This is a genomic window from Tautonia sociabilis, from assembly GCF_003977685.1.
Taxonomy (GTDB): domain Bacteria; phylum Planctomycetota; class Planctomycetia; order Isosphaerales; family Isosphaeraceae; genus Tautonia; species Tautonia sociabilis.
Window position 1 is genome coordinate 86,863 of sequence record NZ_RYZH01000020.1, and the last position, 26,139, is coordinate 113,001.

Consider the following 26,139-nt stretch of genomic DNA (forward strand, 5'->3'; position numbering starts at 1 on the left):
GAGGCCGTCCCCCCGTCCCTCCCCGCCTTGGGTGGACCGGGAGGGCGGCCTCGCCTATTCTAAGAGGCGACGGGGATGGCGGCCGCGGGAGGACCGCGGGCGGGTTCTGGTCGACGAACCGGGTCGGGCCGCTCCCGGAACCCGTGCCGGAGAGCGACCCTCGATCGTCGAGCCCGTCGCGTCCGATGCCCGCGATCGGCGGGCCTCGGAATCGCGACCACGCTCTCTCCTCCTTCTTGCGACCGCCCTCCTCCCGCAGCCGGTAGCCTTCCGACCACCGACACCGCCCACGCACCGAGGCCCCCGCAGCCCATGAGTCACGACGGCCGGCGGACGATCCGAGTCGGGCACAGCCCCGACTCCGACGACGCCTTCATGTTCTACGCCCTGGCCCACGACAAGCTCGACACGGGCGATCTGCGCTTCGTCCACCAACTGGAAGACATCGAGACGCTCAACCGTCGCGCACTGGGCGGCGAGCTGGAAGTCTCGGCCGTCAGCATCCACGCCTATGCGCACCTGGCCGACACGTATGCCTTGCTCTCCTCCGGCTCCAGCATGGGGGACCGCTACGGCCCCAAGCTGATCGCCCGGGAGCCGATCTCGCTCGAGCAGCTCCGCGAGCGGACGCCGACGATCGCCGTGCCCGGCACGCTGACGACCGCCTATCTGGCGCTGCAACTCTGCCTGGGCAAGGATGTGCCGGTCGAGGTCATCCCGTTCGATCAGATCATCCCGGCGGTGATCGACCGGAAGGTGGACGTGGGCCTCATCATCCACGAGGGGCAGCTCTACTACCCGGATCAGGGGTTGCACCAGGTCGCCGACCTGGGCGAGTGGTGGTACGGCGAAACCGGCCTGCCGCTGCCGCTGGGAGGCAACGTGGTGCGCCGGGATCTGGGGCAAGCGACGGTGGAACGCATCGCCGCCCTGCTGAAGCAGAGCATCCAGTACGCCCTGGACCACCGCCAGGAAGCACTCGACTACGCCCTGACCTACGCCCGAGGGCTCGACCCGAACCTGGCGGATCGGTTTGTGGGCATGTATGTGAACGAGTGGACCGTCGACTACGGCGATCGAGGCCGGGAAGCCGTCCGCACACTGCTCAGGAAGGCGGAGGATCGTGGCCTCGTGCCGGGTCCGGTCGACGTGCAGTTCGTCGGCTGATCGGGCAGGGGGGCAAGACGCCGGCTCCCGGTCGAATCTCGGGAAGCGAGCGATCCGGGAGCGGGCGTTCCGATCCCGCGAGGGACGGCCCGGCTGGAACGGAACCAAGGGGCAAGGAGCGGGGAGGACCGTCATGTTCAGCTCTCGATCAATCGTCCGATCGGCCGCTCCGATGGTCCTGGGAGGGGCGCTCGCGCTCCTCGGCCCGGGCGCGACGGCGGCCCGGGGGCAGTGGCTCGTTCCTCCCGGTTTCGGCATCCCGTATGGCGGATACGGCTTCGGGTACGGATATGGTTACGGTCACGGATTTGGGCCAACGCGCGCGGGGGTTGGGTACGGGTTCGGGCCCTCCTGGGGAGCATGGCCGGGGTATGGGGTGGGGTATGGACTCTATCCCAGCGCCTTCAACGTGCTGAACCAGGCCGACGTGCGGGCGGGGCTGGCGTACAATGCCCTGGCAACCGGCCGGGCGGCGCCGTTGGCGGCAGCGGTGGGGCCGTTCGGCTTCGAGGTCGGGCCCTACGGATACGCCGGGGCCTCGTACTTCAACCCGTACTTCTCCTCGGGGCTGACTCCCCTGGCGGTGCGATCGGCCCGAGATGAGCCGCGCTTGCGAGGAGCCGGGCAGGCGGTGCGCTTCCGGCTCGTCCCGATTCCTCCCGCCGCGAACGAGCCGGGAGCGGGCCGAGGGGCTGACCGAAGCCCGAACGCGGATCCTCCCTGAGGCCCGCGATCAACGGCTCGGTCCGCCGGGACCGAAGGCCAGCCAGGGATCTTCTCCGCCAGGACACATCGGCGCCGGGGAATCGTTCCGGATGGGCGAAGCGGGGCCTCGGCGCGGTTCGACCAAGGAGCCCGGAGGGTGTTCCGAGGTCGGGTCATCCCGGTCGGGGAGGGCGGAGCGGGATCGGCCGGATGGGGCCGGACGCCGGGCGGGGCTCCGATCTGGGAGCCCCCGGCGGGGATCGGTATGATGGGGCATCGGGTGCCTCTGGTGCCTCGGACGATCCGGCATGGTCCCCCTTCGAACAGGTTGCCCACGATGGCCGACAGTTTTCAAAGCCGAGCCCCCCTCCAGGTCGACGGCCGCTCGTTCCAGATGTTCCGCCTCGACCGCCTGGCCGGCCAGCAGGGGGTCGACCTGGCCCGCCTGCCGTTCTCACTGAAGATCCTGCTGGAGAACCTGTTGCGCTGCGAGGACGGAGTGACCGTCACCGCCGACGACGTGCTGAAGCTCGCCCGCTGGGACGCCCAGGCCGAACCGAGCGACGAGATCGCCTTCCGCCCGGCTCGCGTGCTGATGCAGGACTTCACCGGCGTGCCGGCGGTGGTCGACCTGGCCGCGATGCGCGATGCGATGGCCCGCCTGGGAGGCAACCCGAAGCGGATCAATCCCCTGCAGCCAGCCGAGCTGGTGATCGACCACTCGGTGCAGGTCGACGAGGCCGGTACTCCCCTGGCCCTGCTGCACAACACCGAGCTGGAGTACAAGCGGAACCAAGAGCGCTACGCCTTCCTCCGCTGGGGCCAGAAAGCGTTGGACAACTTCCGGGTCGTGCCGCCGGAGACGGGGATCGTCCACCAGGTGAACCTGGAATACCTGGCTCGCGTGGTGTTCACCCGAGAGGACGGGGGCGAGTCGATCGCCTACCCGGACACGCTGGTGGGGACCGATTCCCACACGACGATGATCAACGGCCTGGGCGTGCTGGGCTGGGGAGTCGGCGGCATCGAGGCCGAGGCGGCGATGCTGGGCCAGCCGGTGTCGATGCTGGTGCCTCAGGTCATCGGCTTCAAGCTCTCCGGCCGGCTGCCCGAGGGGGCGACGGCAACCGACCTGGTGCTGACCGTGACCCAGATGCTCCGCAAGCGGGGCGTGGTCGGCAAGTTCGTCGAGTTCTTCGGCGACGGCCTGGACCATCTGCCGCTGGCCGACCGGGCGACCATCGCCAACATGGCCCCCGAGTACGGCGCGACGTGCGGCATCTTCCCGATCGACGCCGAGACGCTCCGCTACCTGGAGCTCTCCGGTCGGCCTGCGGAGCAGATCGCGCTGGTCGAGGCCTATGCCAAGGAGCAGGGGCTCTTCCGCACCTCCGGCTCCCCGTCGCCGACGTACACCGACGTGCTGGAGCTGGACCTGTCGACCGTCGAGCCAAGCCTCGCCGGGCCGAAGCGGCCGCAGGACCGGGTGACGCTGGCCGCGGTGAAAGCCGGGTTCTCCGAGGTGCTGGCGCAGATGATCAAGGACTCGCCGACGGCCCTGGCCGCCGCGGCGAAGGCCGGCCGCAAGGCCCCCGAGATCGGCACCGAGGACCGCCTGGAAACCGAGGGGGGCGGCGGCGTCGCGCCGGGATCCGAGGACCCCGACGCCCCGGACGCCCACGCGCACCCGCTGACCAACGGCCACGGGGCGATCACCCACGGCTCGGTGGTGATCGCCGCCATCACCAGCTGCACGAACACCTCGAACCCGTCGGTCATGATTGGCGCCGGATTGCTGGCGAAGAAGGCCGTCGAGCGGGGGCTCAAGCGTAAGCCCTGGGTGAAGGCGAGCCTGGCGCCCGGGTCGAAGGTCGTGACCGACTACCTCGATGACGCGGGCCTGACGGCGGCGCTCGAGGCCCTGGGGTTCCACACGGTCGGCTACGGCTGCACCACCTGCATCGGGAATTCCGGCCCGCTGGCCAAGGAGATCACCCAGGCGATCCAGGAGGACGACCTGGTGACCGTCTCGGTCCTCTCCGGCAACCGGAACTTCGAGGGGAGGATCAACTCGGAGGTCCGCGCCAACTATCTGGCCTCGCCCCCGCTGGTGGTGGCCTACGCCCTGGCCGGGACGATCGACATCGACCTGACCAGCGAGCCCATCGGCATCGGCAGCGACGGCGCTCCCGTCTTCCTGAAGGACATCTGGCCGAGCCAGAAGGAGATCCAGGAGACGATCCTCAAATCGGTTCGAGCCGAGATGTACCGGCGCAAGTATGCGGAGGTCTTCCAGGGAGACGCCCGCTGGCAGTCGCTGCCCACTCCCGAGGGGGACCTCTACGAGTGGGACGACGCCTCGACCTACGTGAAGAACCCGCCGTACTTCCAGGGGATGGGAGTCGATCCCGAGCCGGTGGAGGAGATCCAGGGGGCCCGGGTGCTCGCCCTGCTGGGAGACAGCATCACGACCGACCACATCTCGCCGGCCGGCTCGATCAAGGTGCAGAGCCCCGCAGGCCAGTACCTCCGAGAGCACGGGGTCGAGGTCGCCGACTTCAATTCCTACGGCTCCCGCCGGGGCAACCACGAGGTGATGGTGCGCGGCACGTTCGCCAACGTTCGGCTGCGAAACCAGCTCGCCCCGGGGACCGAGGGCGGCTTCACCCGGCTCTTGCCCGACGGCTTGGTGACGACGATCTTCGAGGCGTCGGAGGAGTACCGCAAGCGCGGCGTGCCGCTGATCATCCTGGCGGGCAAGGAGTACGGCTCGGGCTCCTCCCGAGACTGGGCCGCCAAGGGGCCGAAGCTGCTGGGCGTCCGGGCGGTGATCGCCGAGAGCTTCGAGCGGATCCACCGGTCGAACCTGGTGGGGATGGGGATTCTGCCCTTGCAGTTCCAGGCCGGAGCGTCGGCCAGTTCGCTGGGGCTGACCGGGGAGGAGACCTTCGCGATCGAGGGGCTCAAGGAAGTCCTCGACTCCGGGTTCGCCTCGGGCCGGCAGGTCCGGGTGATCGCCACCCCCTCGGAAGGGGAGCCGGTGCGGTTCTCGGCGACGGTCCGGATCGACACCCCGCAGGAGATCAAGTATTATGAGCACGGGGGGATCCTCCCGTATGTGCTCCGGCAACTCCTCAAGGGGGATCGGGGCTGAGCCTCGGCGGGCCCGGCCATCCCGCCCGAGGACGATCAGGCCCGACACCATCAGCGGTGGAACCGCCGGAGACACCAGACGCCATCCCCGGGCTGGGCCGATCCGGTCGAGCGACGAACCGGGATCGGCGGTCTGCCCCCGCTCCCCCTCGACTGGCAGGGAAGCCTCGCGTTTGAGTAGAATCAGGCGGTTCTTACAGTCAATCCTCCGCCGCCGGCCGGCGATGCCCGGTCGGGCCCGAGCTCGGGTCGCCCCCGCCCCCGGGCGCGACCCCGGGCCCGAGCCGTCTCTGCCCACCCCGCCGCCCGAGGCCGCCGCGCCCCGATCATCCTCCGGACCCGAGACCGAGCAGGAGCTGGAAGATATGGCCCACGCGCAGACCGAAGCCAAGCCGATCGTCGACCGCGAGCAGGCCCTCGACTGGCTCCGCCAGATGCTGGTGATCCGCCGCTTCGAAGAGCGCTCGGCGATGCTCTACCAGCGCCAGAAGATCGGAGGCTTCTGCCACCTGTACAGCGGACAGGAGGCCTGCGCCGTCGGCTCGATCGGCGTGTTGCGCGAAGACGACTACGTCATCACCGCCTACCGCGACCACGGCCACGCCCTCGCCCGGGGGATGGATCCGAGAGCCGGCATGGCCGAGATGCTGGGCAAGGCCGCCGGCTGCTCGAAGGGCAAGGGCGGCTCGATGCACTTCTTCCAGGCCGATCGCAACTTCATGGGCGGTCACGCCATCGTCGGCAGCCACATCCCGCTGGCCGCGGGAATGGCCTTCGCCAGCAAGTACCGCGGCGACGATCGCGTGACCCTCTGCTTCTTCGGCGACGGCGCGATGGACCAGGGGGCGCTGCACGAGGCGTTCAACATGGCCGGCTTGTGGAAGCTGCCGGTCATCTACGTGGTCGAGAACAACCTGATGTCGATGGGAACCCATCTGCATCGCCACTCGGCCGTGCTCGACCTGACCCGTCGCGGCGGGCCGCCCTACGGCTTCGCCGCCAGCGTGGCGGTCGACGCCAACGACATCGAGGCGATGGCCGAGGTGACGCTCGAGGCCGCCAACCGCGCCCGGGCCGGCGAGGGCCCGACGTTCATCGAGGCCAAGACGTACCGCTACCGCGGCCACTCGATGAGCGACCCGATGAAGTACCGCACCGCCGAGGAGCTGGAAAAGGCCCGCGAGCGCGACCCGATCGCGCTGTACGAGGTCGTCCTCCGCGAGCGCGGCTGGGTCGACGACGAGTCGCTCGAACTGATGCAGGAGGAGGTCAAGCGGCTCATCGACGAGGCCATCGCCTTCGCCGAAGAGGCCCCCGAGCCCGCGCTCGACCAGGTCTACACCGACATCACCGTCTCCCCTCACATCCCCCAGGAGTGACCGAGCCGATGGCCGTCATGCAGTATCGCGAGGCGTTGAACCTCGCCATGACCGAGGAGATGGAGCGGGACGACCGCGTCTTCCTCATGGGCGAGGAGGTGGCCGAGTACAACGGCGCCTACAAGGTCAGCCAGGGGATGCTCGACCGCTTCGGCCCGCGCCGGATCATCGACACGCCCATCTCCGAGAACGGCTTCGCCGGCATCGGCATCGGCGCCGCGATGGTCGGCCTGCGGCCGATCATCGAGTTCATGACCTTCAGCTTCAGCTACGTCGCCTTCGATCAGCTGGTCAACAACGCCGCCAACATGCGCTACATGTCCGGCGGCCAGTTCAGCGTGCCGATCGTCTTCCGAGGCAACTCGGGCATCGCCGGCAACCTCGCCGCCACGCACTCGCACCGGCCCGAGGCGCTGTATGCCCACTTCCCCGGCCTGAAGGTGATGATGCCCAGCACCCCCGCCGACGCCAAGGGGATGCTCAAGGCCGCCATCCGAGACGACGACCCGGTCATCTTCATCGAGCATGAGAACCTGCTCGGCGACAAGGCGGAGGTCCCCGAGGACCCCGAGTTCCTCATCCCGATCGGCAAGGCCGACGTGAAACGAGAAGGCTCGGATGTCACCATCCTCACCTACTCCCGGTCGGTACAGACCAGCCTGAAGGCCGCCGAGGCGATGGCCGGGGAGGGGGTGAGTGTCGAGGTGGTCGACCTCCGCACCCTCCGCCCGCTGGACATGGACACCGTCCTCTCCTCGGTCACCAAGACCAATCGCTGCGTGATCGTCGAGGAGGACTGGCCTTATTGCGGCATGGGCGCCGGCATTGCCGATCGCGTCTATCGCGCCGCCTTCGACGAGCTGGACGCCCCCATCCAGCGCGTGACCGCCAAGGACGCCCCCATCCCGTACAACCGCCGGCTCGAACTGGACATCCTGCCGAGCGTGGAGCGGGTGGTCGAGGCGGTCAACGGCGTGCTCTATCGCTGACAGGACGACGGGCCGGGCCCCCCCGGCCGATCCGAGATCCGCAGGGCCCCCTCCGGTCGAGCCGCTCGCCGACCGGAGGGGGCCGCTCGCCGTGAACGATCATCGCATCCCCGGAGCCCCCGCAATGCCCGTTGAAGTGACGATGGCCAAGCTCAGCCCGACCATGGAGAGCGGGCAGCTCGTCAAGTGGAACGTCAAGGTCGGCGACCCGGTCAAGGAGGGGGACGTCCTGGCCGAAATCCAGACGGACAAGGCCGTCATGCCGATGGAGGCGTTCGACGACGGCACCGTCGCGCTGCTGGACGTGGCGGAGGGAGACGAGGTCGCCCTCGGCCAACGCGTCCTGGTGCTGGCGAAGAAGGGGGAGGACCCGGCTCAGGTCGCCGAACAGTTGAAGGAGGGAGACGCCAAGGCGGGTGGAGCGGCGGGGCCGGTGCAAGAAGCCGTCGCGGCCGGAGCCCCCACCGCCGCCGGGTCGGCCTACGGGCACTCGACCGCCGCCAACGGCCAGCAAGCAGGAGACGCCTCCTCCTCCGCTCCCGGCGGCCGGATCCGGTCCAGCCCGCTGGCGAGGAAGATCGCCGAGCGGGCGGGGGTCGACCTCGGCCAGATCCCCGGCTCCGGGCCCAACGGCCGGATCATCCGCCGGGACGTCGAAGCCTTCCTGCGGGACCGAAGCGCCGCCCCCGCCTCGGCCCCGACGGCGGCCCCCGCCCCGAGCATGCCGATGCCCGTGGCGACCGGCCCGGTTCGGCAGACTCAGCGCGTTCCGCACAGCCGGATGCGCAAGACGATCGCCCAGCGGATGCTCCAGGCCAAACAGTCGGCGCCCGAGATCCACGTCACGGCCGACATCCGGATGGACCGGGTCGTGGCGCTCCGGGAGCAGCTCAACGCCCAGCTCGCCAAGCAGAAGATCAAGCTCTCCGTCAGCGACTTCGTGACCAAGGCCGTGGCGATGGCCCTGCGCCAGCACCCGGGTCTGAACGCGACCTACGAGGCCGAGGAAATGGTCCTGCACGGGCAGATCAACATCGGCATCGCCGTGGCGCTGGAGGGCGGGCTGATCGTCCCCGTGCTGCCCGACGCCGACCGGCTCGGCCTGGTCGAGATCCGGCAGGGAACCCTCGCTCTGACCGAGGCGGCCCGCAGCAACACACTCACACCCAAGCAGATGATGGGGTCAACCTTCACCATCTCCAACCTGGGCATGTACGGTGTCAAGCAGTTCGACGCCATCCTGAACCTGCCCGAAGTCGGCATCCTTGCCGTCGGCAGCATCGAGGCCCGGCCGGTCGTCGAAAACGGCCAGCTCGTCGCCGGCCAGGTGATGACCGTCACCCTCACGGCCGATCATCGCGCCGTCGACGGCGCGATGGCCGCCGAGTTCGTCCGCACGCTCAAGGGCTTCCTCGAGGAGCCGGCCTCGATGCTGCTCTGAGCCGCCGCCGACCGCAACGCTCCCCTCGGCGTTCCCGCTCTTGGGAACGCCGGGAGGGGATCTTCCCGCCCCTGCATCGGGTCGAGGATCAACCGGGAGATCCCCGACGTTGCCACCAGAGTTCCCCCCGCAGGGCAAGGCCCAGCAATCGACTCCAGGCGGGAGGAGCCTCGTCTGTACGGCGACGGGCTCGGGCGTCACAATAGGGGAAACATCGAGGCCGGGCGGAGCGGCCCGGCGGAGATCGACCGGCCCCCGGCCGATCGCCCTCCGGAGGGGGCGGCGGCGGGGGTCGTTGGCTTGAACTGATCCGATCGCCTCCCCGGCGACGTCCCCCCTCGGGAGCCGGCTTCCGTCCTGGCCCGAGCCGGGGGAGGGCGATCGATCCCTGCCCCCCGATCGACCGAAGACTTCCCCGACCGAGACGCACATTCATGGCCAACGACTACGAGATCCTCGTCATCGGCGGCGGCCCCGCCGGGTACGCCGGCGCCATTCGGGCCGCCCAGCTCGGCAAGAAGGTGCTCTGCGTCGAGCAGGACAAGCTCGGCGGCATCTGCCTGAACTGGGGATGCATCCCGACCAAGGCCTTGCTGACCAACGCCCACGTCGTCGAGCTGATCCAGAACCACGGCCCGAGCTTCGGCTACACCGGCGAGTCGCGCTGGGACTTCTCCCAGATGATCAAGCGCAGCCGCGACGTGACCACAAAAATGAACAAGGGGATCGAGGGGCTGTTCCGCAAGTACAAGGTCAACCACCTCCAGGGCTCGGCCAGGATCGTCGGCCCGAACGCGGTCCAGGTCGACGGCAAGTCGATCACCGCCGACTCGATCATCGTCGCCACCGGGGTGCACCCGAGAGCGCTGCCGGGGGCCCCCTTCGACGGCCAGACGATCATCTCCTCCAAGGAGGCGATGAACCTGCCGAAGCAGCCGAAATCGCTGCTGATCGTCGGCGCCGGGGCGATCGGCTGCGAGTTCGCCTACTTCTACAATGCGATCGGCACCCAGGTGACGATCGTCGAGATGCTCGATCACCTGCTGCCGATCGAGGACGAGGAGGTCTCGCAGACCCTCCGCAAGAGCTTCGAGAAGCGCGGGATGACCGTCCTGACCGGCTCGAAGACCGCGACGGTCGAGAAGACCGGCTCGGGCGTGAAGGCCACGATCGAGACGCCCAAGGGCCCGCAGCAGATCGAGGCCGAGGTGATGCTCGTGGCCATCGGCGTCGAGGGGAACATCCAGGGGCTCTGGGACGAGTCCAAGGTCAAGATCGAAACGTTCAAGGGTCACATCAAGGCCGACCCGAAGAACGGCTACGTCACCAGCGTGCCGAGCATCTTCGCCGTCGGCGACGTGATCGGTCCGCCCTGGCTGGCTCACGTGGCCCACCACGAGGCGATCTGCTGCGTCGAGCGGCTCTGCGGCGTCTCCGACCGCACCGTCGACTACGACAACGTCCCCGGCTGCACCTACACCGAGCCGGGCGTGGCCAGCGTCGGCCTGACCGAGAAGAAGGCGAAGGAAACCGGCCGTCCGCTTCGGATCGGCAAGTTCCCCTTCATCGCCAGCGGCCGGGCCGTGGCGGCCGACGAACCCGAAGGGTTCGTCAAGCTGATCTTCGACAAGGAGCTGGGCGAGCTGCTCGGCGCCCACATCATCGGTGCCAACGCCACCGAGCTGATCGCCGAGCTGGTCATGGCCCGCAAGCTCGAGGCGACGCAGGAGGAGATCCTCCACGCCATGCACCCCCATCCCACCTTCTCCGAGGCCGTCATGGAGGCCGCCGGACAGGGCCTAGGAGAGTCGGTGCATCTCTGATCGAATCGGATCAAAGCGGAGCGGAGTGATCGGAAGTCGCCGAGAGCACGGTCACAACCGGCTCGAGCCGCTTTCGCACTCCCCCGACGGGTCCGCAGGGCTCGGCCGCAGGAGCCTCCTCCGAAAGGGGGCGGCCCTCCGGCCCGTCGGGATTGGCTCGAAGGATCAGCAGTTGATCGTCCGTTTGTCGACAGCCAGGGCGGCCTCCTTGAGCGTCTCGGAGAGGGTGGGGTGGCCGTGGCAGATGCGGGCGATGTCCTCGGCGCTGCCGGCGAACTCCATGACGGCGACGGCCTCGGCGATCAGGTCTGAGGCGCGGGGGCCGATGATGTGCACGCCGAGCACGCGGTCGGTCTTCGCGTCGGCGATCACCTTGACGATCCCGTCCTTCTCGTCCATCGCCTTGGCGCGACCGTTGGCGAGGAACGGGGCCTTGCCGACCTTGTAGGAGATCCCTCGTTCCTTCACCTGTTCCTCCGTCAGGCCGACGCTGGCGACCTCGGGCCAGGTGTAGATGACGCTGGGGATCGTCTCGTAGTTGACGTGTCCCGGCTTGCCGGCGAGCAGCTCGGCGAAGGCGACGCCCTCCTCCTCGGCCTTGTGGGCCAGCATCGGGCCGGCGATCACGTCGCCGATGGCGTAGATGCTCGGCACGGTGGTGCGGAAGTGCGCGTCGACAACCACCTTGCCGGCCTTCGGGTCGTGCTCGACGCCGACGGCCTCCAGCCCGAGACCCTCGAGGTACCCCTTGCGGCCGACGGAGACAAGAACCTTGTCGCAGTCGAGGGCCAGCGTTTCCCCTCCCTTTGATTCAGCCGAGAGAGTGACCCGGCCGTTCTTCACCTCGGCGCCGGTGACCTTGGTGTCCAGCCGGAACTCGATCCCTTGCTTCTGGAGAAGCTTGAACAACTGATTGCCCAGCTCCTGGTCGACGACGGGGACGATCCGGGGCAGGAACTCGACGACGGTGACCTTCGAGCCGAGCCGCTTCCAGACCGATCCCAGCTCCAGGCCGATGTAGCCGCCGCCGACGACGACGAGGTGCTCGGGCACCCGGTCGAAGCAGAGAGCTCCGGTCGAGTCGACGATCGTCGAGCCGTCGAACTTCAGGAAGGGCAGCTCGATCGGCGAGCTGCCGGTGGCGATGCAGAGGGCGTTGGCCTCGATCGTGCGCTCGCCGCCGTCGTTGAGGGCGATCTTCACCGAGTTCGGCCCGGTGATTGTGGCGGCGCCGAAGACCGGCTCGACCTTGTTCTTGCGGAAGAGGCCGGCGACCCCCTGGGTCAGCTCCTTCACCACCTGGTCCTTCCTCGCCATCATGGCGCCGAGGTCGAGGCCGACCCCGTCGAGGGTGATGCCGTGGCGGGAGAAGCGGTGGCAGGCCAGCTCGTACAACTCGCTGGAGTCGAGCAGCGCCTTGCTCGGGATGCAGCCGACGTTCAGGCAGGTGCCGCCGAGGGTGGCCCGCTTCTCGACGCAGGCCACCTTCATGCCCAGCTGCGCCGCCCGGATCGCGGCCACGTAGCCGCCGGGGCCGGCGCCGATGACGACCAGATCGTAACGGTCCGACACTGCTGGTCCTTTCTGGCGAGAGGAGGCGAAAGGCAGGACGAGACGGGGCGGAAGCCGATCGGAGCGGAGGCGGACAGAGCCGGTCGGGGGACACGTCCGCTCCGATCCGTCCAAGACCCGCCGCCTCCTGCCTCCTCCCCTAGATTTCAAGCATCATCCGCTCGGGATTCTCGATGCACTCCTTGATCCGAACGAGGAAGCTGACCGCCTCCCGGCCGTCGATGATGCGGTGGTCGTAGGAGAGGGCCAGGTACATCATCGGCCGGATCACGATTTGGTCGTCGACCACGACCGGGCGCTTCTGGATCGAGTGCATCCCGAGGATGCCGCTCTGGGGGGGATTGAGGATCGGGGTCGAGAGGAGCGAACCGAAGACACCGCCGTTGGTGATGGTGAAGGTGCCTCCCTGGAGGTCGTCGACGCCAATCGTGTTGTCGCGCGCCTTCTGGGCGAAGCCGACGATGGCCTTCTCGATCCCGGCGAAGGAGAGCGTGTCGCAGTCCCGGATGACAGGGACCATCAGCCCGCGCTCGGTGCTGACGGCGACGCCGATGTCGTAGTAATGATTGTAAACAATCTCAGATCCATCGATCTGGGCGTTCACCGCCGGGAAGGCCTTCAGCGCCTCGACCGCCGCCTTGACGAAGAAGGACATGAAGCCGAGGTTGACCCCGTGCTTCTCCTTGTAGGCGTCCTTGTACTTGCCGCGGAGCGCCATGACGGCCGACATGTCGGCCTCGTTAAAGGTGGTCAGGATGGCGGCGGTTTGCTGGGCCTGCACCAGCCGCTGGGCGATCTTCTGGCGGATCAGGGGGAGGCGCTGGCGCGTCTGCCGGCCGGCTCGGGACGTGCCGGCGGTCGGTGCCGGTGCCGGTGCCGGTGCCGGTGAGGGGGAGGCTTCGGGGGGAGCGGCCCCTCGGGAGTCGATCGCACCGATCACGTCCCCCTTGGTGATCCGACCTCCTCGGCCGGTCCCCTCGACCGAGGCCAGGTCGACGTGCTCCTCCTCGGCCAGCCGTCGGGCCGAGGGGGACGGGGTGCCCGCCATCGGACCGTTGCCGCCGGGAGCCGGAGCGGGAGTGTCCGGGCTGGGGGCCGGGGAGGAAGCGGACCGCGGCCCGGCCGGGGTCGAGGCGGCGACGGGCTCGGGGTTCGAGGCGGCGGCCGGCACGCCGGAGGGGTCGATCGTGCCGACGGTGGCGCCGACCTCGACGGTCTCCCCCTCGGCGACAGCGATCTTCAGCACGCCGTCGGCCGGCGCGGGGACCTCGGTGCTCGCCTTGTCCGTCTCGACCTCGAACAGCGGCTCGCCCGACTTGACCTTCGAGCCGTCGGGCTTCAGCCAGCGCGACAGGATGCCCTCGGTGACGGACTCGCCCGCGCTGGGCACTTTGATCTCGACTACTGCCATCTCGGGGGTCACTCGGTTCGGGGCCTCCCCGGGCCGATCGGTCGCCGGGCCGGGGCGGCGGGATCGGGCCGGGAGCGGCCGTTGCGGGGGCGGTGCGGTTCGATTCGATTCGATTCGATCCAGCGCCGGCGCCGGAGCGGCCCGGTTCGCCGGGCCGGATCGGCCGGCGGATCGGGGCCGGGGCCGAGACCTCGGCGGGGGAGGCGCGCTCGACGATCGGGCCGGCGGCGCCGGGCTCCGTCCAGCATACCAGACGGGAGCCGGCCGGGGCGACGCCCCCCCGAAGGTGATCAGGCCTCGTCGAAGGTCGGCAGGGGATCGGCAGCGAACCGCCCGGTGTCCGAGGTCCCATCGGAAGGTCCGGGAGGGGCTCCGGGGGCATGGCGAACGGCGCCGGGGGAAAACCGGCCGAGCGGGAGCCCTGACGGCGTCTTCGTCGCCTCGGATCCCCTGCGGCAGGAGAGCCGACCCCCAGAGGCGGGCCCCGAGGCGATCGGGAATGCCCCCCGAGGGCGATCTCGACTCGGGGGGCAGGAGGGTGAGTTCGACTCGGGGCCTGGTCGCTTGGCCCAGGCCCCTCACTCCGGCCCGCTCCCCGCTCTTGGGGAGCGGAGGGCGGAGGAGGACCGGCACGCTCGGCCGATCACTTGGCGAGCAGGGCGGCGGTCATGATGAGGGTCGGCCCCCGGGAGGAGGCGTTGGTGGTGGCGACCTGGTAGGTGCCGCTCCCCCCGCCAACCTCGTAGACAACGCGGGGTTCGGCGTCCTCGAGCACGTCTTCGACCAGCAGCGTGTCCCGCTCGTTCCGCAGGTGGACGTCGATGTCGATCGTTTGGGTGTCGCCGGCGGCGATGAAGACATTCACCCCCTTGGCCAGCTTCACGTTGTCGACCGTGATCTGCTGCCCCTGCTCGTAAACGGCCCCCCAGACGGCCCACTGGTTCTCCTCGGTGTTGAAGCCGGCCGTCTCCACGCGATCGACGATGGTCAGGCAGTGGCGGATCAGCTTCGTAGTGGCCTCGACAACGTTCTCGGTGGGCACGTCGATTCCCCCCTGGCGAAGCACCGCCAGGGCGCAGAAGCAGGACTCAGGGGCGTCGTAGAGCGTCACCTCGATCGTATAGGTGCCCGATCGGGGAGGGGTGTACAGGATGGTCGGCTCGGCATCGGTCTTGGTGTCCTCGGCGACGAGGTTGCCGGCCTCGTCGAAGATCTCGATGTCCACGTCGACGGCATCCTCGTCGCCGCCGCCGATGAAGGCATAGGGGCGGCCGCGCTCCAGGTGGCGGTTGAACCCGATGGTGGCGCCGGGGCGGAAGTAGCCGCCCATGAAGCAGACCGTGTTGGGCCCGTCGTAGCCGTAGTCGGACTTATCGCTGATCGCTCGGACGGCCCCCATCACCCGGCCCATCGCCTGGGTCATGTACACGCCGGGGGTCCAGTCGCCAGGCTGGGCCAGGCCCAGCGAGGGAAAGAGTACGACCGCCAGCATCGCCGGCAGGGCCGTTCGGATCCGGGAGCGATGCGAGCGGGTCGACGCGCGGGGCATGGTCTCGGTCTCCTGGGTTCCGGGGTGATTGGTCGGACGTGGGCGGCCGGTTGTGGAGCCGGGACCGCGCCCCACGACAGGGCGAGGTCCCGAGTCACCCCACTCTAACGATTAGTCGAAAACCACGAGCAGTGCTCGCCTCCTCAGTGTTGACATTTTTTTTTACGACGTCATTGCCTGCGCAATCGGGGATACCGACCAGCGATCGGGGGTCGGCCGCCGGAGTTCGGCCGAGGCGGCGATCCCCAACGCCGTGGTCCCGAGCCGATCCGCCGAACTCTGCCGCCGACACTCCCCCGGACGACCCACCGCAGTGCGCCGCGATCCGACGCACGTGGGAGCCCCTCCTGCGACTCCAGACGAGCCAATGCATGACTCATGGATTGCAATCAGACCGCGACTCGATCCGCGCATCGATCCGCACCGGCCCCGGTCGCCGGGCCGCCCAGGTCTGGGCTCGGGGAGCGGTCGAACACCGTCGCGGCAACGGGGACAGATCTTACGAATGAACACAACCGAACGTGGCAGAGGAGAGCGGACACTCCCTGGGCGAACTCCTCGGGGGGAGGTTGACCACCGCTCCTGGTCGTCCGCGATCGGTGGGGAAGGATGGAGCCCCGTCCTCGATCCGCCCTCGGCCGGATCCCCGTGCTGCTCCTCCCCATCGCGTTGCTTCGCCGAGTAGAATCCCTTGCAGCAGCATCCCGAACCCCTGATCGCGCCTGAAGCCCCCTGAGTTCCCGGAGGCTCCCCCCGATCATGTCCCAGACCGACGCCTCCGCCGCTGCGAGGATGCAGCCGAGTCTCGCGTGGACCGTGGTGACCGACGCCCCCCTGAAGGGCCTCGGCCTGATGCGAGAGGCGGGCCGCATCGTCGTCTGGGACGAGGCCGACGGCCTGGCCCTGTTCGACGCGTTCGGGGAGCGCATCTGGGCCAGCCGGGCCCCCGGCCCGATCGTCGCCGGAGCCGTCAGCGATGACGGATCGCTCGTTGCCCTCCTGGGGGAGCCCCGTCGTCTCTGGCTCTTCGGCCCGGAGCTGGAGCTGATCGCCGACCGGGAGGCCGTCGCCGATCCGCTCGGCCTGGCCGTCGACCCGCACGGCCGCTACGTGGCCGTCTCCTCCCGGATGGCTCAGACCCACCTTTACACCCGCTTCGGCCGCAAGTCGGGCGAGTTCGAGACGCTCCAGCCGCTGGCTCACGTCGCCTTCGTGCCCAGCGAGCCCCGCCTCATCGGTGCGGCCGGTCATGGTTCGCTCTTCGGCATCGAGCTGATCCCGGCCGGCCGGGGCCGGCTGGACGCCGAGGTCGCCTGGCGAGAATCCCTGCTTTCCAACGTCGGGCGCCTGGCCGTCACCGGCGACGGCGGCACCATCGTCGCCAGTTGCTTCATTCACGGCGTCCAGCGCTTCGACGCCGACGGCCGGGCCGAGGGTTCCTACCACCTCGGCGGCACCGCCATCCTCGCCCTGCCCGACTACGTCGGCCGCACCATCGCCGCGGCGACTCAGGAAGGGGAGCTGTTCCTGCTCAATCGAGCCGGGAACGTTCGATGGAAGACCGCGCTGCCCCGGCCCGCCATCGCCCTCGATCTCGACGCCCTGGGCCGCTGGCTCGTCTATGGCCAGGCCACCGGAGAGGTTTCCCGGATCGACCTCGAGGAGTCCCGCCGCCGCGCCGTCTCCCCGTCGCGACCGGCCGCCCGATCCGCCGTTGGCCCCTCCCCGATTTCCTCGAGCCCGATGCGGGAGCCGGCCTGGACCCTCCCGGTCGCCGAGAGCGACGAGCGGGCGGAGACGGCGGTGCTCGCCGTGCTCGACGACCCGCCCCGAATCGGCCTGATGACCAGCGCCGATCGCCTCGAACTGTTCTCCACCGACGGCAAGCGCCTTGGCAAAACACCGCCGATCAAGGGGGTCGGCCGCCTGCTCCGCACCGCCCCCGGCTGGATCGCCGCCGCCACCGACCGCGAGCTGCTCCTCTTCGACGCCCGCCGCAACGGCGTCCGCAAGCTCGACGACCTGAACCTCGTCCAGCTCACCCACCTGGAGATCCGCCCCGACGACTTCGGGCTCGCCGCCGTCCAGGAGCGCGACCGAGTCGGCCGAGCCACCATCGCCGGCCGCTGGATCTGGCGTCGGGAGATGGACTCCGGGATCGAGGAACTCGCCCTCGCCCCCGACGGCCTGACCGCCGTGACCACCGACGACGGGCGCCTCATCCTGCTCGACCCCGCCGGCACCCCCGTTCCCGGCCCCAGCGCGGCCTTCGGCGAGCCCCTGGCCGTCGTGTCCGCCCCCGAGGGCTCCCCCGCCGACCTCGCCGTCGTCACCCTCGCCCGCCAGCGTCAGGTCCTCCGGGGCCACGACCGAACGGGCCGGGTCCTGTGGGAATCCCCCGTCCCCTGGATCTCCTGGCGGCTGGATCGGGTCGGGGCCTCGGCCGTCGTGTCCGCCCCCGACGGCCGCGCCATCGCCTTCGACGGCACCGGCCACGCCTGCTCCAGCACGAGGGACGCCGCTCCCCCCGGCTGCTGGGCGGAGGCCCCCGACGGCGTCGTGCTCCGCGTCGGCCGGCGCGGCCCCCACCTCATCTGCGACGACCTTGCCGGCCGGGTTCGCTGGCGGGCCCTCTGCGAATCCCCCCGCGGCCCGCTCGCCGCCGGCCGATCCGGCGTCGCCGCCCTCCTCGGCCGCGACCTGGCCTGGTTCCCCCACCCCAACCTCGCCACCCCCGCCCACCCCGGCGCCGCCGAGCCCCGCGATCCGTACCTCCCGTGATGCGACGATCCGACGATCGCCGACCCGTGTGGCCCGCTCGCCTCGGGGCCCCGATTTGCCCGTTGGCGCCGGCACCGTTCCGGGATAGGATGGGCACATCCCCCCCGTTCGGGTGCGTGCAAACAATCAGTCAGACGGTTCTGCCTGATCAGCGGCTCGGCGGTGTTGTCTCACAGCGGAACGCCGGAATCTTGGCGACAGGAAACCTCACGGTTATGATTCCCTGACGAGCAGCGAGCGGGCCAGGACGGCCTGGAGGTCACGATGGCTCCCTGTAGCGCACCGTCCGTGGACATGCATCAGCCCCCGACGCCGCTGAGCCTCCTCGCCGAGGGTGAGGAGGAAGCCCGCCGGTACAAGTGGATCATGAGCGAGAAGGCCGGCCGGGATCTCGGCGACTGGGCGATTCGCTGCTGGGTCCGCGAGCACTGGAACGGATTCCTTCGAGAGCGATGGCTTGAGCACCTCCAGGGCCGGGCCTTCTGGATCGAGCTCGACCGGGAAGACTACGGCCTCCTCCAGCGAGCCTTCCGCGACTCCTCGCCGCTGTTCGACGAGATTTTCCGCCGTATCAAGCGCGGCGACGAGAACCTCGAGATCCTCAACTGGGCCCTTGACGAAGGGGTTTCCACCGAGGAAGTCATCAAGATCCTCGAGGCCATCGACATCAACAGCCGCCGCATCGAGTGCCAGTTCGCCCTCAAGCTCTCCCAGGCGAGCTGAGCGGAACGCGGCGTGGACCCCCTCTCGGCGCATCGCCGCGGCGCCTCCCCCCGGGGACGGGGCCGGTCGATCTCCCGGGCCCGGCCCTCCGGGGCTGCGATCGCCTCACGGCTCGCCTGCCTCCTCCGCCATCCGGACGAGGGTCCGCACGAAGCACCCCGTCCCCCCCGCATCTCGGGCGGGGGAATCCGACTCCGCCCAGGCCGGCCCGGCGATGTCTAGGTGCGCCCACGGCCTCCCGCCGACGAATTCCTCCAGGAACTTGGCCGCGACGATCGCGCCTCCCCACTTCGACCCCACGTTCTTCAGGTCCGCCACCGGGCTCTTGAGCGACTCCCGGAAGTCCCCGTCCATCGGCAGCCGCCAGACCCGCTCCCCCACCGCCGTCGCCGACTCGCGCACCAGCTCCGCCGTCTCGTCGTCGTTGGCGAACAGCCCGGCCACCTTCGTCCCCAGGGCCACCACGCACGACCCGGTCAGCGTCGCCAGGTCGACCATTCGGGTCGGGGCCTGCTCCGCCGCGAAGCTCAGGGCGTCGGCCAGGATCAGCCGCCCTTCGGCGTCGGTGTTCATCACCTCCACCGTCTTGCCGTTGCGCATCGACAGCACGTCGCCCAGCTTCATCGCCCGGCCGCCGCTCATGTTCTCCACCAGGGCCAGATAGCCCCTCACGTTCACCGGCAGCCGGAGTCGGGCGATCGCCGTCATCGCCGCGGCCACGATCGCCGCGCCGCTCATGTCCGCTTTCATGTCTTCCATCGACGCGGAGGGCTTGAGCGACAGCCCCCCCGAGTCGAACGTCACCCCCTTGCCCACCAGGGCCAGGTGCGGGGCCTCCGGCCCGGCGCCGTTCCAATGCAGCGTCACGAAGCTCGGCGGCTCGTCCGATCCCGCCGCCACCCCGAGCAGACCGCCGAACCGCTCGCGTCGGATCCGGGCCTCGTCCCAGACCTCCACCTCCAGGCCCGCCGCCCCCGCCTCGATTCGGATCCGGTCGGCCAGCAACCGGGGCGTCTTCCGAGCCGGAGGGAGGTTGACCAGTTCCCTCGCCAGGTTGATCGCCCGGCCGACGATCGCCCCCCGGGCCATCGCCCGATCGACCAGAGCGGGATCCGCGGTCGACCCCGGCGGCAGGATCAGCCGAAGCTCCTCGAAGGCGTACCGGGCGGGCTCCGATTTCGCCAGGCCCGGCCCGGCCGTCCCCACGATCGCCCCCTGCACCAGGCGCGACGCCACCTCGGCCGGCATCCCGGCCTCCGGCAACACGAGGCCCACCGCCCCCCTCGGCCGGCCCCCGAGCCGCTTGCCCACCAGCACCCCCAGGTCGAACGCCGAGCCGGCGTCGAACGCCTCCCTCGGCCCGAGCCCCGCCACCAGCAGCGACGCCGCCCGGATCCCGCTCATCCCGTGCAGGGCCGACGCATCCCCCGGGCTCGCGGAGAGGTCCTTCGACTCGACCAGGTTCGCGAACAACTCCCGGGCGGCCGGCTCGCGCACCCAGGCCGGCGGCGCGGGGCCATCCTCGAACAATCCGGTCACGAGCCAGGCCACGTCGGCCCCGGCGGGGTCCTCGGCGACAATCCGGATCTGCATCGCTCGGCGTTCCTTCCGTCTCGGTCGGGGGGGAGTTCGGGAGCGTCATGATCCCCTCCGCGCCTCCCCGCGCCAAGCCGGCTTGCCCGGCGGGGCGGCTCCCGCTAGAATCCGCCCGCTTGCCGCGCCCCGAGGGACCGGAACCGAGGTTCCGGTCCCCGGTCGTCGGCCAGCGCCGGGCAGCCGACCCTCCCCGCCGATCGACCCTCCCCCGCCCGGAGACCGGAACCGATCGGACGGACCCGCCCCCCTCGGGCGCCCGGGATGGACCTCGGCCTCTCCTCCGGCCGATCCCCCCGCCGCGCCCCTCCGGCCGGGCGCTCGCGGAGGTCGACCGATGCTCACCCGACCGGGCTCCCTCGCCCCCTCTCTCCCCTTCGCCCGCCGGGCCGTCGCGCTGGGGCTGACGCTCCTCGCTCTGGCCTGCTCTGGCTGCGTCGAGCGCCGGTACACCGTCCGCACCGATCCCCCCGGCGCCCTCGTCTTCATCAACGGCGAGGAGGCCGGGATCAGCCCCGTCTCGGTCAATTATGAATACTACGGCGACCGCCGCGTTACCATTCAGGCCGAGGGCTACCAGACGATCCACACCGAGCTCCCCATCCGAGCCCCCTGGTGGGACAACGCCCTCACCGGCTTCGTCAGCGAGAACCTCATCCCCTTCACCCTCCGAGACGAGCGCGAGTTCCGCTTCACCCTCGCCCCGGGCGTCACCCCCCCCACCGGCGATCTCATCGGTCGCGGCCTCCAGCTCCGCCAGGAAGCCCTCCAGCCCGCTCCTCCTCGCCCCGGCCCGTTCCGCCGCTTCTTCGCCTTCTGATTCCGAGTGAGGCCGGGCCCCCCGGACCTCCAGGCCCGTCCCCCCAGGACGGCCCGGGTTCGACGCGATCCCCGATCGGCGGCGACCGTCGACCGGAATCGAACGGGCCCGACTCCCCGTTCCTCGGAAGCGGGGCCTCTCGTCCGGGCCCCGACCCCTGGCCGCTCCAAGAGGGCACCGTAACCAGGGCAGGGGGTCCTCGCCCTGGCCAGTCCGGGGTTCGGCCCGAGCCAGCGGCAGGGGAGGCGGAATCCCGGCGATCGGCTCCCCGAGGCATTCCGAGTCTCCCCGAACCGACCCTCCGCTCCGCAGGGGCCTGGCGAGTCGAGGCCCAGCCCCGGTCGCCGATCGACGGCCCAAGGCCCTCGGAGGATGGATCGGTCCGGGACAGGAGCACGGGGCCAGGTCGGTCGGCGTTCCCCTCGGCGTCGGATCATCGTGAGGGCTCGGGAGCCTCGAAAGCCTCGCCGATCCGGGTGCGAGCCGACCGGAGCTCGGGAGGGCAAGCCGCCCGTGGCACCGAATTTGAACGATCAACCGCCGGGGGAGGCTGAGATCGCGTTGACCCCAGCGGCGGAGGCCGATCGAACGGGCGTCGGCACGCCCCCCGCCTCTCCGGCGACGCGGACGGGGCAATCGTCCTGGACAAAAGGGCCGGAGTTTGACTCCTTCTCGACGCGGGTCTTATAATCAGCCGTACCGAGACCGGGGGTTGAAGGCCCGCGGTCGAATGGACGGAACGGTCTCGCTTCGGCGGGTGGGCCTCGACCCGATCCGCCGACTCGAACTCCTCCCTGCGAGTCGGACCACTGCCCGGGCAGGGATGGGACGCCCGGACGAGTCGACGGAGCCGAGGCCCGGGGGAGTTCGCCACAGATGAGTCCAGACGCTCCCGATCGGTCGGGGTCGCCCCCGGCGACCTCGCGCTGCGCACCGTTCGCGGCCCTGGCGATGCTCCTGGGCACCTCGATCGCGACGGCCGCCCCCCAGGAGCGGGGAGCGCCCCCCGGGCATTTCTTCCGCATCGAGCAGCCGATCGACAGCGACCGGGCCGACCGGCTCCAATCGGCCGTGGAAGCGGTCGTGCGATCGGCCAACGCGAGCGGGGCCGAGCCGGTCCTGGTCTTCGAGATCCGGCCCGGCGACAGCGACTTCGGCATCTGCATGTCGGTGGCCGACTTCATCCTCCGGCGCCTCGCCCGGGCTGAGAAGACCATCGCTTTCGTACCCGAGCCGCTGGCCGGCTACGCGACCTTCATCGCCCTGGCCTGCGACGAAATCGTCCTCGGCCCCGAGGCGACGATCGGGCCGATCACCCCGGACGGCGAGGACGTCAGACCGGGCCTGGTCGGCTTCGCCGAGACGATCGCCCGAGCGAAGGGGCGCCCCCCCGACCTGGTGATCGGCATGCTCGACCCCAACACCGAGCTGCTCCGGGTTCGCACCGCCGACGGCCTCGTTGATTACGTGCTCGAGCCCCGGCTCGAAGCCTATCGGCAACAGCACGCCATCCTCGACTCCCGACCGTTCTGGGAGGCGGGGGCCCGGGGACGGCTCTCGGCCGAGGAGGCTCGCAGCGAGGGGATCGTCCGGGGGTTCGCCGCCGACCGGGCCCAGGTCGCTCGGCTCTACGACCTCCGAGGGCTCAGCGACGCGACCGACCTCGACGCCGACCGCCTCCAGGCCGTCTGGATCCGGATCGCCGGGCCCATTGACACCACCCTCGAGACCTACGTCAGCCGGGAGGTCGCCCGGGCCCGGAAGCGGGGGGATAACCTCGTCGTCCTCCAGCTCGACACCCCCGGCGGTCAGCTCCAGGCGGCCGACGACCTGGCCCAGCGCCTGCTTCGGCTGGAGGGAATGAAAACCGTCGCCTACGTCCGGGACCGCGCCCTGGGGGTCGCCGCGCTGGCCGCCCTGGCCTGCGACGAGATCGTTCTGCACCGCGACGGGAAGCTCGGCAAGGTCGACGCGACCGTCAGCGGCACCCGGGTCGAGCCCCTCTCCGACCGGGACCGGGACGTGGTTTCCGACCGGCTCGCCGACCTCGCCGAGCAGAAGGGATACCCGACCGCCGTGGCCCGGGCCCTCGTCGATCCGGCCGTCGAGGTCATCGAGGCGCTGGACACCCACACCGCCCAGGTCACCCTGATCGACCGGGCGACTCTTGAGGCCGAGCCCGGCCGATTCGTCGAGCAGGGAACGGTGGTCCCGGGGGAATCGGTGCTCACCGCCTCGTCGGAGAACGCCGAGCGGCTCGGGCTCGCCCGCCTCGTGGTGGCCGACGACGAGGAGTTCAAGGCCCTCCTCGGCCTCGGCGACGACGTGGTCCGGCTCCGAGGGCCGAGCTGGGTCGATTCGCTGGTCGGCGTGCTGAACACGCCGATCATGAGCGGCCTGCTGCTGTTCATTGGCTTCTTCATGCTCGTCGTCGAGATGAAGCTGCCGGGCATCGGCCTGCCGGCGATCACCTCCTGCCTGGCCTTCCTCCTCTTCTTCTGGAGCCGATACCTCGGCGGCACGGCCGACGGGCTGGAGATCATCCTGTTCATCGTCGGCCTGCTCTGCCTGGCCCTGGAGCTGTTCGTCTTCCCCGGCTTCGGCGTCTTCGGCATGAGCGGGGTCTTCCTGATCCTCTTCAGCGTGGTGATGGCCAGCCACACGTTCATCATCCCCACCGAGGAGTTCCAGTACCGCCAGATGAGCCGGACCCTGGTTCTGCTCATGCTCTCGATCGCCGGCGTCTTCGTCGGGGCGATCCTGCTGGGTCGGTACTTCCCCTCCCTGCCGCTCTTCGACAAGCTCGTCCTCCGGGCCGACACGAACGCTCCCGACTCCGGTTTCGAGGAGAAGCCGTTCTTCGAGTCCGACTCCCCCTTCGCCTTCCTCCTGGGGGAAACCGGCCGGACCACCACGGTCCTCCGGCCCACCGGGAAGGCTCGGTTCGGCGAGATCATCACCGATGTCATCGCCGAGAGGAACTTCATCGAGCAGGACTCGCTGATCCAGGTCGTGGACGTGCAGGGCTCCCGGATCATCGTCAAGCAGCTCTCCTGACCGCTCCGGCCGGCCCGCTCGGTCGCGCTCCGGTTTACGAGCCCGTTCAACTTCGGTACAACACAGGGACCTCTGGACCCGTGAGGCCCCGCCATGCGCCGACATCCGATCACCCCCGCCGGACTTCCCCGCCACCCGGTCGTCTCTCGACGATTCGCGCTTCAGGCCGGGGCGCTCGGCGTGCTCGGGCTGGGATCGGCCCACCTCAGGGCGCTGCGGGCGGCCGACGTGACCGATCCGGGCTCGGGGGGGGATCGACCCGCGCGATCGGTCATCTTCATCTTCCTCTCCGGCGGCCTCGGCCAGCTCGATAGCTTCGACCTGAAGCCCGACGCCCCGGAGGAGGTCCGCGGCGAGTTCCGCCCGATCGCCACGAGCGTCCCCGGTATCGAGATCTGCGAGCACCTGCCGATGCTGGCCCAGCGGGCCCACCGCTGGGCGCTCGTCCGGTCGCTCACCCACCCCTGGAATGAGCACTCCCAGGGGCACATGACCATGCTCTCGGGCCGGACGATGCTGCCTCCCGGCTTCAACGCCTCTCAGCCCAAGGCGACCGACTGGCCCTCCATCGCCGCCGTCGCTGGCGCCCTGCTCGGGCCCCGGGGGAACCTGCCGCCGGCGGTCGTCCTGCCCGAGCGCCTGGTGCACAACTCCGGCCGCGTCATCCCTGGCCAGTTCGCCGGCCTGATGGGGGCCCGCCGCGACCCCTGGTTCATCGAGGCCTCCCCGTTCGACAACACCTATTACGGCGCCTACCCCGAATACGGCTTCGACCACCAGGAACGCGGCAAGCCCGAACCCCGAAAGGTCTTCCGCGCCCCCAGCCTGGATCTGCCCGACGGGCTCGACGGCGGCCGGCTCCGGAACCGCCTCGCCCTGCTCGACCTCGTCGACTCCCGGCGCCGAGCCCTCGACGCCGCCGCCGAGGCGTCCGCCTTCGACGCCCACCGCTCCTCCGCCGTCTCCATGCTCACCGACCCCTCCGTCCGGGACGCCCTCGACGTGACCGCCGCCCCCGAGGCCGACCGCGATCGCTACGGCGACAACCTCTTCGGCTGGTCCTTGCTGATGGCGAAACGACTCGTCTGCTCCGGCGTCGACCTCGTCCAGGTCAACCTCGGCAACAACGAGACGTGGGACACCCACGGCAACGCCTTCCCGCACCTGAAGGACAAGCTCTTCCCCCCCACCGACCGAGCCGTCTCCGCCCTGCTCGACGACCTGGAGGCCGACGGCCTGCTCGACTCCACCCTCGTCGTCATGGCTGGCGAGTTCGGCCGGACCCCGAAGATCTCCCTGCTCCCTTCCCACTACAAGCTCCCCGGCCGAGACCACTGGGGACGAGCCCAGTCCGTCTTCCTCGCCGGGGGAGGCATCCAGGGCGGCCGGGTGCTCGGCGCCACCGACCGCGTCGGGGGCGAGCCCGTCTCCGACCCCCAGCGCCCCGAGAACTTCGCCGCCACCATCTACCGGGCCCTCGGCCTCCCCTCCACCGCCGCCTGGCACGACGAGCAGGACCGCCCCCACTTCATCTACCACGGCGACCCCTTCCCCGGCCTCTCCTGATCCCGACCAAACCGCCGAGGTCGGGAGCCGTCCGGAGCGTCCCCGAGGTCGCGCCGACCCCACCCGCACCGCCCCGATGCCCCTCCTTCCGAGCCCCTCGGCCGGCCCCCATCGGCGGAATCGCAGACCGGCCCCTCCCCGTTTCGGCGATGATCCCGGAGGCGGAACCGCCTCGATTGCGCCCAAGCTCCCCAGCGCGCCGGGCCGGCCCCCCCCGCTCGATCCCGCTTCGACGGAAGAAAACTCCGCAGGCCCAGGCATCACCCCCGGACGCGGAGCGAACCCATCTATGAGAGGGGGACTGTCAAGCTGCCGGTGCAGGTTCGGTGGGCTCGGGGCCCCGGCACCTCCCCCTCGCCGTCGGCGTCGGTCGGCCTGCCCGTCCCAGACCACGCCCACCAGCGATGCGG

The 26,139-nt window shown here is 70.2% G+C and carries 16 protein-coding genes; 12 read left to right on the forward strand and 4 right to left on the reverse strand.

The features are described from left to right. The first annotated feature begins 312 nt into the window (after window positions 1–312). The 7 genes from TsocGM_RS11985 to lpdA (TsocGM_RS12015) all read left to right on the forward strand — a co-directional run bounded on the left by TsocGM_RS11985 (window position 313) and on the right by lpdA (TsocGM_RS12015) (window position 10,657). Entirely contained in the window at window positions 313–1,167 is an 855-nt protein-coding gene (locus tag TsocGM_RS11985) for a menaquinone biosynthesis family protein (protein ID WP_126725606.1), read from the forward strand. A gap of 133 nt (window positions 1,168–1,300) precedes the next feature. After that, window positions 1,301–1,891, forward strand: coding sequence for a hypothetical protein (locus TsocGM_RS11990; protein ID WP_126725607.1), 591 nt, complete (start codon window positions 1,301–1,303; stop codon window positions 1,889–1,891). 318 nt (window positions 1,892–2,209) lie between these two features. Beyond that, window positions 2,210–5,026: an aconitate hydratase gene (acnA, locus tag TsocGM_RS11995; protein ID WP_126725608.1), complete on the forward strand. Its 2,817-nt coding sequence runs from the start codon at window positions 2,210–2,212 to the stop codon at window positions 5,024–5,026. A gap of 364 nt (window positions 5,027–5,390) precedes the next feature. Next, entirely contained in the window at window positions 5,391–6,404 is a 1,014-nt protein-coding gene (gene pdhA, locus TsocGM_RS12000; RefSeq protein WP_126725609.1) for a pyruvate dehydrogenase (acetyl-transferring) E1 component subunit alpha, read from the forward strand. A gap of 8 nt (window positions 6,405–6,412) precedes the next feature. Beyond that, window positions 6,413–7,393 carry a pyruvate dehydrogenase complex E1 component subunit beta gene (locus TsocGM_RS12005; protein ID WP_126725610.1) on the forward strand — a complete coding sequence of 327 codons (981 nt, stop codon included), beginning with the start codon at window positions 6,413–6,415 and terminating at the stop codon, window positions 7,391–7,393. Window positions 7,394–7,517: 124 nt separating this feature from the next. After that, window positions 7,518–8,834, forward strand: a complete 1,317-nt coding sequence (locus TsocGM_RS12010) for a dihydrolipoamide acetyltransferase family protein (RefSeq protein ID WP_126725611.1) — start codon at window positions 7,518–7,520, stop codon at window positions 8,832–8,834. Between the two features lie 434 nt (window positions 8,835–9,268). Beyond that, a complete protein-coding gene (gene lpdA / locus TsocGM_RS12015) occupies window positions 9,269–10,657 on the forward strand; it encodes a dihydrolipoyl dehydrogenase (protein WP_126725612.1) in 1,389 nt (462 codons plus the stop codon). A gap of 165 nt (window positions 10,658–10,822) precedes the next feature. Here lpdA (TsocGM_RS12015) and lpdA (TsocGM_RS12020) read toward each other — a convergent pair whose 3' ends face one another. From lpdA (TsocGM_RS12020) to TsocGM_RS12030, 3 genes are all read right to left on the reverse strand, one after another. Continuing rightward, entirely contained in the window at window positions 10,823–12,229 is a 1,407-nt protein-coding gene (gene lpdA, locus TsocGM_RS12020; RefSeq protein ID WP_126725613.1) for a dihydrolipoyl dehydrogenase, read from the reverse strand. Window positions 12,230–12,368: 139 nt separating this feature from the next. Further along, window positions 12,369–13,640 carry a 2-oxoglutarate dehydrogenase complex dihydrolipoyllysine-residue succinyltransferase gene (gene odhB / locus TsocGM_RS12025; RefSeq protein ID WP_126725614.1) on the reverse strand — a complete coding sequence of 424 codons (1,272 nt, stop codon included), beginning with the start codon at window positions 13,638–13,640 and terminating at the stop codon, window positions 12,369–12,371. 643 nt (window positions 13,641–14,283) lie between these two features. Beyond that, entirely contained in the window at window positions 14,284–15,189 is a 906-nt protein-coding gene (locus TsocGM_RS12030; protein ID WP_126725615.1) for a hypothetical protein, read from the reverse strand. A 759-nt stretch (window positions 15,190–15,948) separates the two neighbouring features. Here TsocGM_RS12030 and TsocGM_RS12035 point away from each other — a divergent pair. Beyond that, entirely contained in the window at window positions 15,949–17,970 is a 2,022-nt protein-coding gene (locus TsocGM_RS12035) for a hypothetical protein (protein ID WP_199756767.1), read from the forward strand. A gap of 264 nt (window positions 17,971–18,234) precedes the next feature. Then, window positions 18,235–18,693: a hypothetical protein gene (locus TsocGM_RS12040; protein ID WP_233578781.1), complete on the forward strand. Its 459-nt coding sequence runs from the start codon at window positions 18,235–18,237 to the stop codon at window positions 18,691–18,693. Between the two features lie 105 nt (window positions 18,694–18,798). Here the strand turns inward: TsocGM_RS12040 and TsocGM_RS12045 are convergent, their stop codons facing one another. Then, window positions 18,799–20,286 (reverse strand): leucyl aminopeptidase, encoded by a 1,488-nt coding sequence (locus TsocGM_RS12045; RefSeq protein WP_126725616.1) that lies wholly within the window; start codon window positions 20,284–20,286, stop codon window positions 18,799–18,801. Between the two features lie 337 nt (window positions 20,287–20,623). Between TsocGM_RS12045 and TsocGM_RS12050 the strand changes: the two genes are divergently transcribed. The 3 genes from TsocGM_RS12050 (at window position 20,624) to TsocGM_RS12060 (ending at window position 25,729) form a co-directional block, all read left to right on the forward strand. Next, window positions 20,624–21,106: a PEGA domain-containing protein gene (locus TsocGM_RS12050; RefSeq protein WP_126725617.1), complete on the forward strand. Its 483-nt coding sequence runs from the start codon at window positions 20,624–20,626 to the stop codon at window positions 21,104–21,106. Window positions 21,107–21,982: 876 nt separating this feature from the next. Beyond that, the gene (locus TsocGM_RS12055) at window positions 21,983–24,163 is read left to right on the forward strand and encodes an NfeD family protein (RefSeq protein WP_126725618.1); all 2,181 of its coding nucleotides are present in this window, start codon (window positions 21,983–21,985) and stop codon (window positions 24,161–24,163) included. Between the two features lie 93 nt (window positions 24,164–24,256). Beyond that, window positions 24,257–25,729: a DUF1501 domain-containing protein gene (locus TsocGM_RS12060; RefSeq protein WP_126725619.1), complete on the forward strand. Its 1,473-nt coding sequence runs from the start codon at window positions 24,257–24,259 to the stop codon at window positions 25,727–25,729. The last annotated feature ends 410 nt before the right edge of the window (window positions 25,730–26,139 follow it).

Excerpts from the sequence above, each read along its gene's own strand:
- TsocGM_RS11985 (WP_126725606.1), top strand. The coding sequence starts at position 313 with ATGAGTCACGACGGCCGGCGGACGATCCGAGTCGGGCACAGCCCCGAC.
- TsocGM_RS11990 (WP_126725607.1), top strand. The coding sequence starts at position 1,301 with ATGTTCAGCTCTCGATCAATCGTCCGATCGGCCGCTCCGATGGTCCTG.
- acnA (WP_126725608.1), top strand. The coding sequence starts at position 2,210 with ATGGCCGACAGTTTTCAAAGCCGAGCCCCCCTCCAGGTCGACGGCCGC.
- pdhA (WP_126725609.1), top strand. The coding sequence starts at position 5,391 with ATGGCCCACGCGCAGACCGAAGCCAAGCCGATCGTCGACCGCGAGCAG.
- TsocGM_RS12005 (WP_126725610.1), top strand. The coding sequence starts at position 6,413 with ATGGCCGTCATGCAGTATCGCGAGGCGTTGAACCTCGCCATGACCGAG.
- TsocGM_RS12010 (WP_126725611.1), top strand. The coding sequence starts at position 7,518 with ATGCCCGTTGAAGTGACGATGGCCAAGCTCAGCCCGACCATGGAGAGC.
- lpdA (WP_126725612.1), top strand. The coding sequence starts at position 9,269 with ATGGCCAACGACTACGAGATCCTCGTCATCGGCGGCGGCCCCGCCGGG.
- odhB (WP_126725614.1), bottom strand. The coding sequence starts at position 13,640 with ATGGCAGTAGTCGAGATCAAAGTGCCCAGCGCGGGCGAGTCCGTCACC.
- TsocGM_RS12030 (WP_126725615.1), bottom strand. The coding sequence starts at position 15,189 with ATGCCCCGCGCGTCGACCCGCTCGCATCGCTCCCGGATCCGAACGGCC.
- TsocGM_RS12035 (WP_199756767.1), top strand. The coding sequence starts at position 15,949 with ATGTCCCAGACCGACGCCTCCGCCGCTGCGAGGATGCAGCCGAGTCTC.
- TsocGM_RS12040 (WP_233578781.1), top strand. The coding sequence starts at position 18,235 with ATGGCTCCCTGTAGCGCACCGTCCGTGGACATGCATCAGCCCCCGACG.
- TsocGM_RS12045 (WP_126725616.1), bottom strand. The coding sequence starts at position 20,286 with ATGCAGATCCGGATTGTCGCCGAGGACCCCGCCGGGGCCGACGTGGCC.
- TsocGM_RS12050 (WP_126725617.1), top strand. The coding sequence starts at position 20,624 with ATGCTCACCCGACCGGGCTCCCTCGCCCCCTCTCTCCCCTTCGCCCGC.
- TsocGM_RS12055 (WP_126725618.1), top strand. The coding sequence starts at position 21,983 with ATGAGTCCAGACGCTCCCGATCGGTCGGGGTCGCCCCCGGCGACCTCG.
- TsocGM_RS12060 (WP_126725619.1), top strand. The coding sequence starts at position 24,257 with ATGCGCCGACATCCGATCACCCCCGCCGGACTTCCCCGCCACCCGGTC.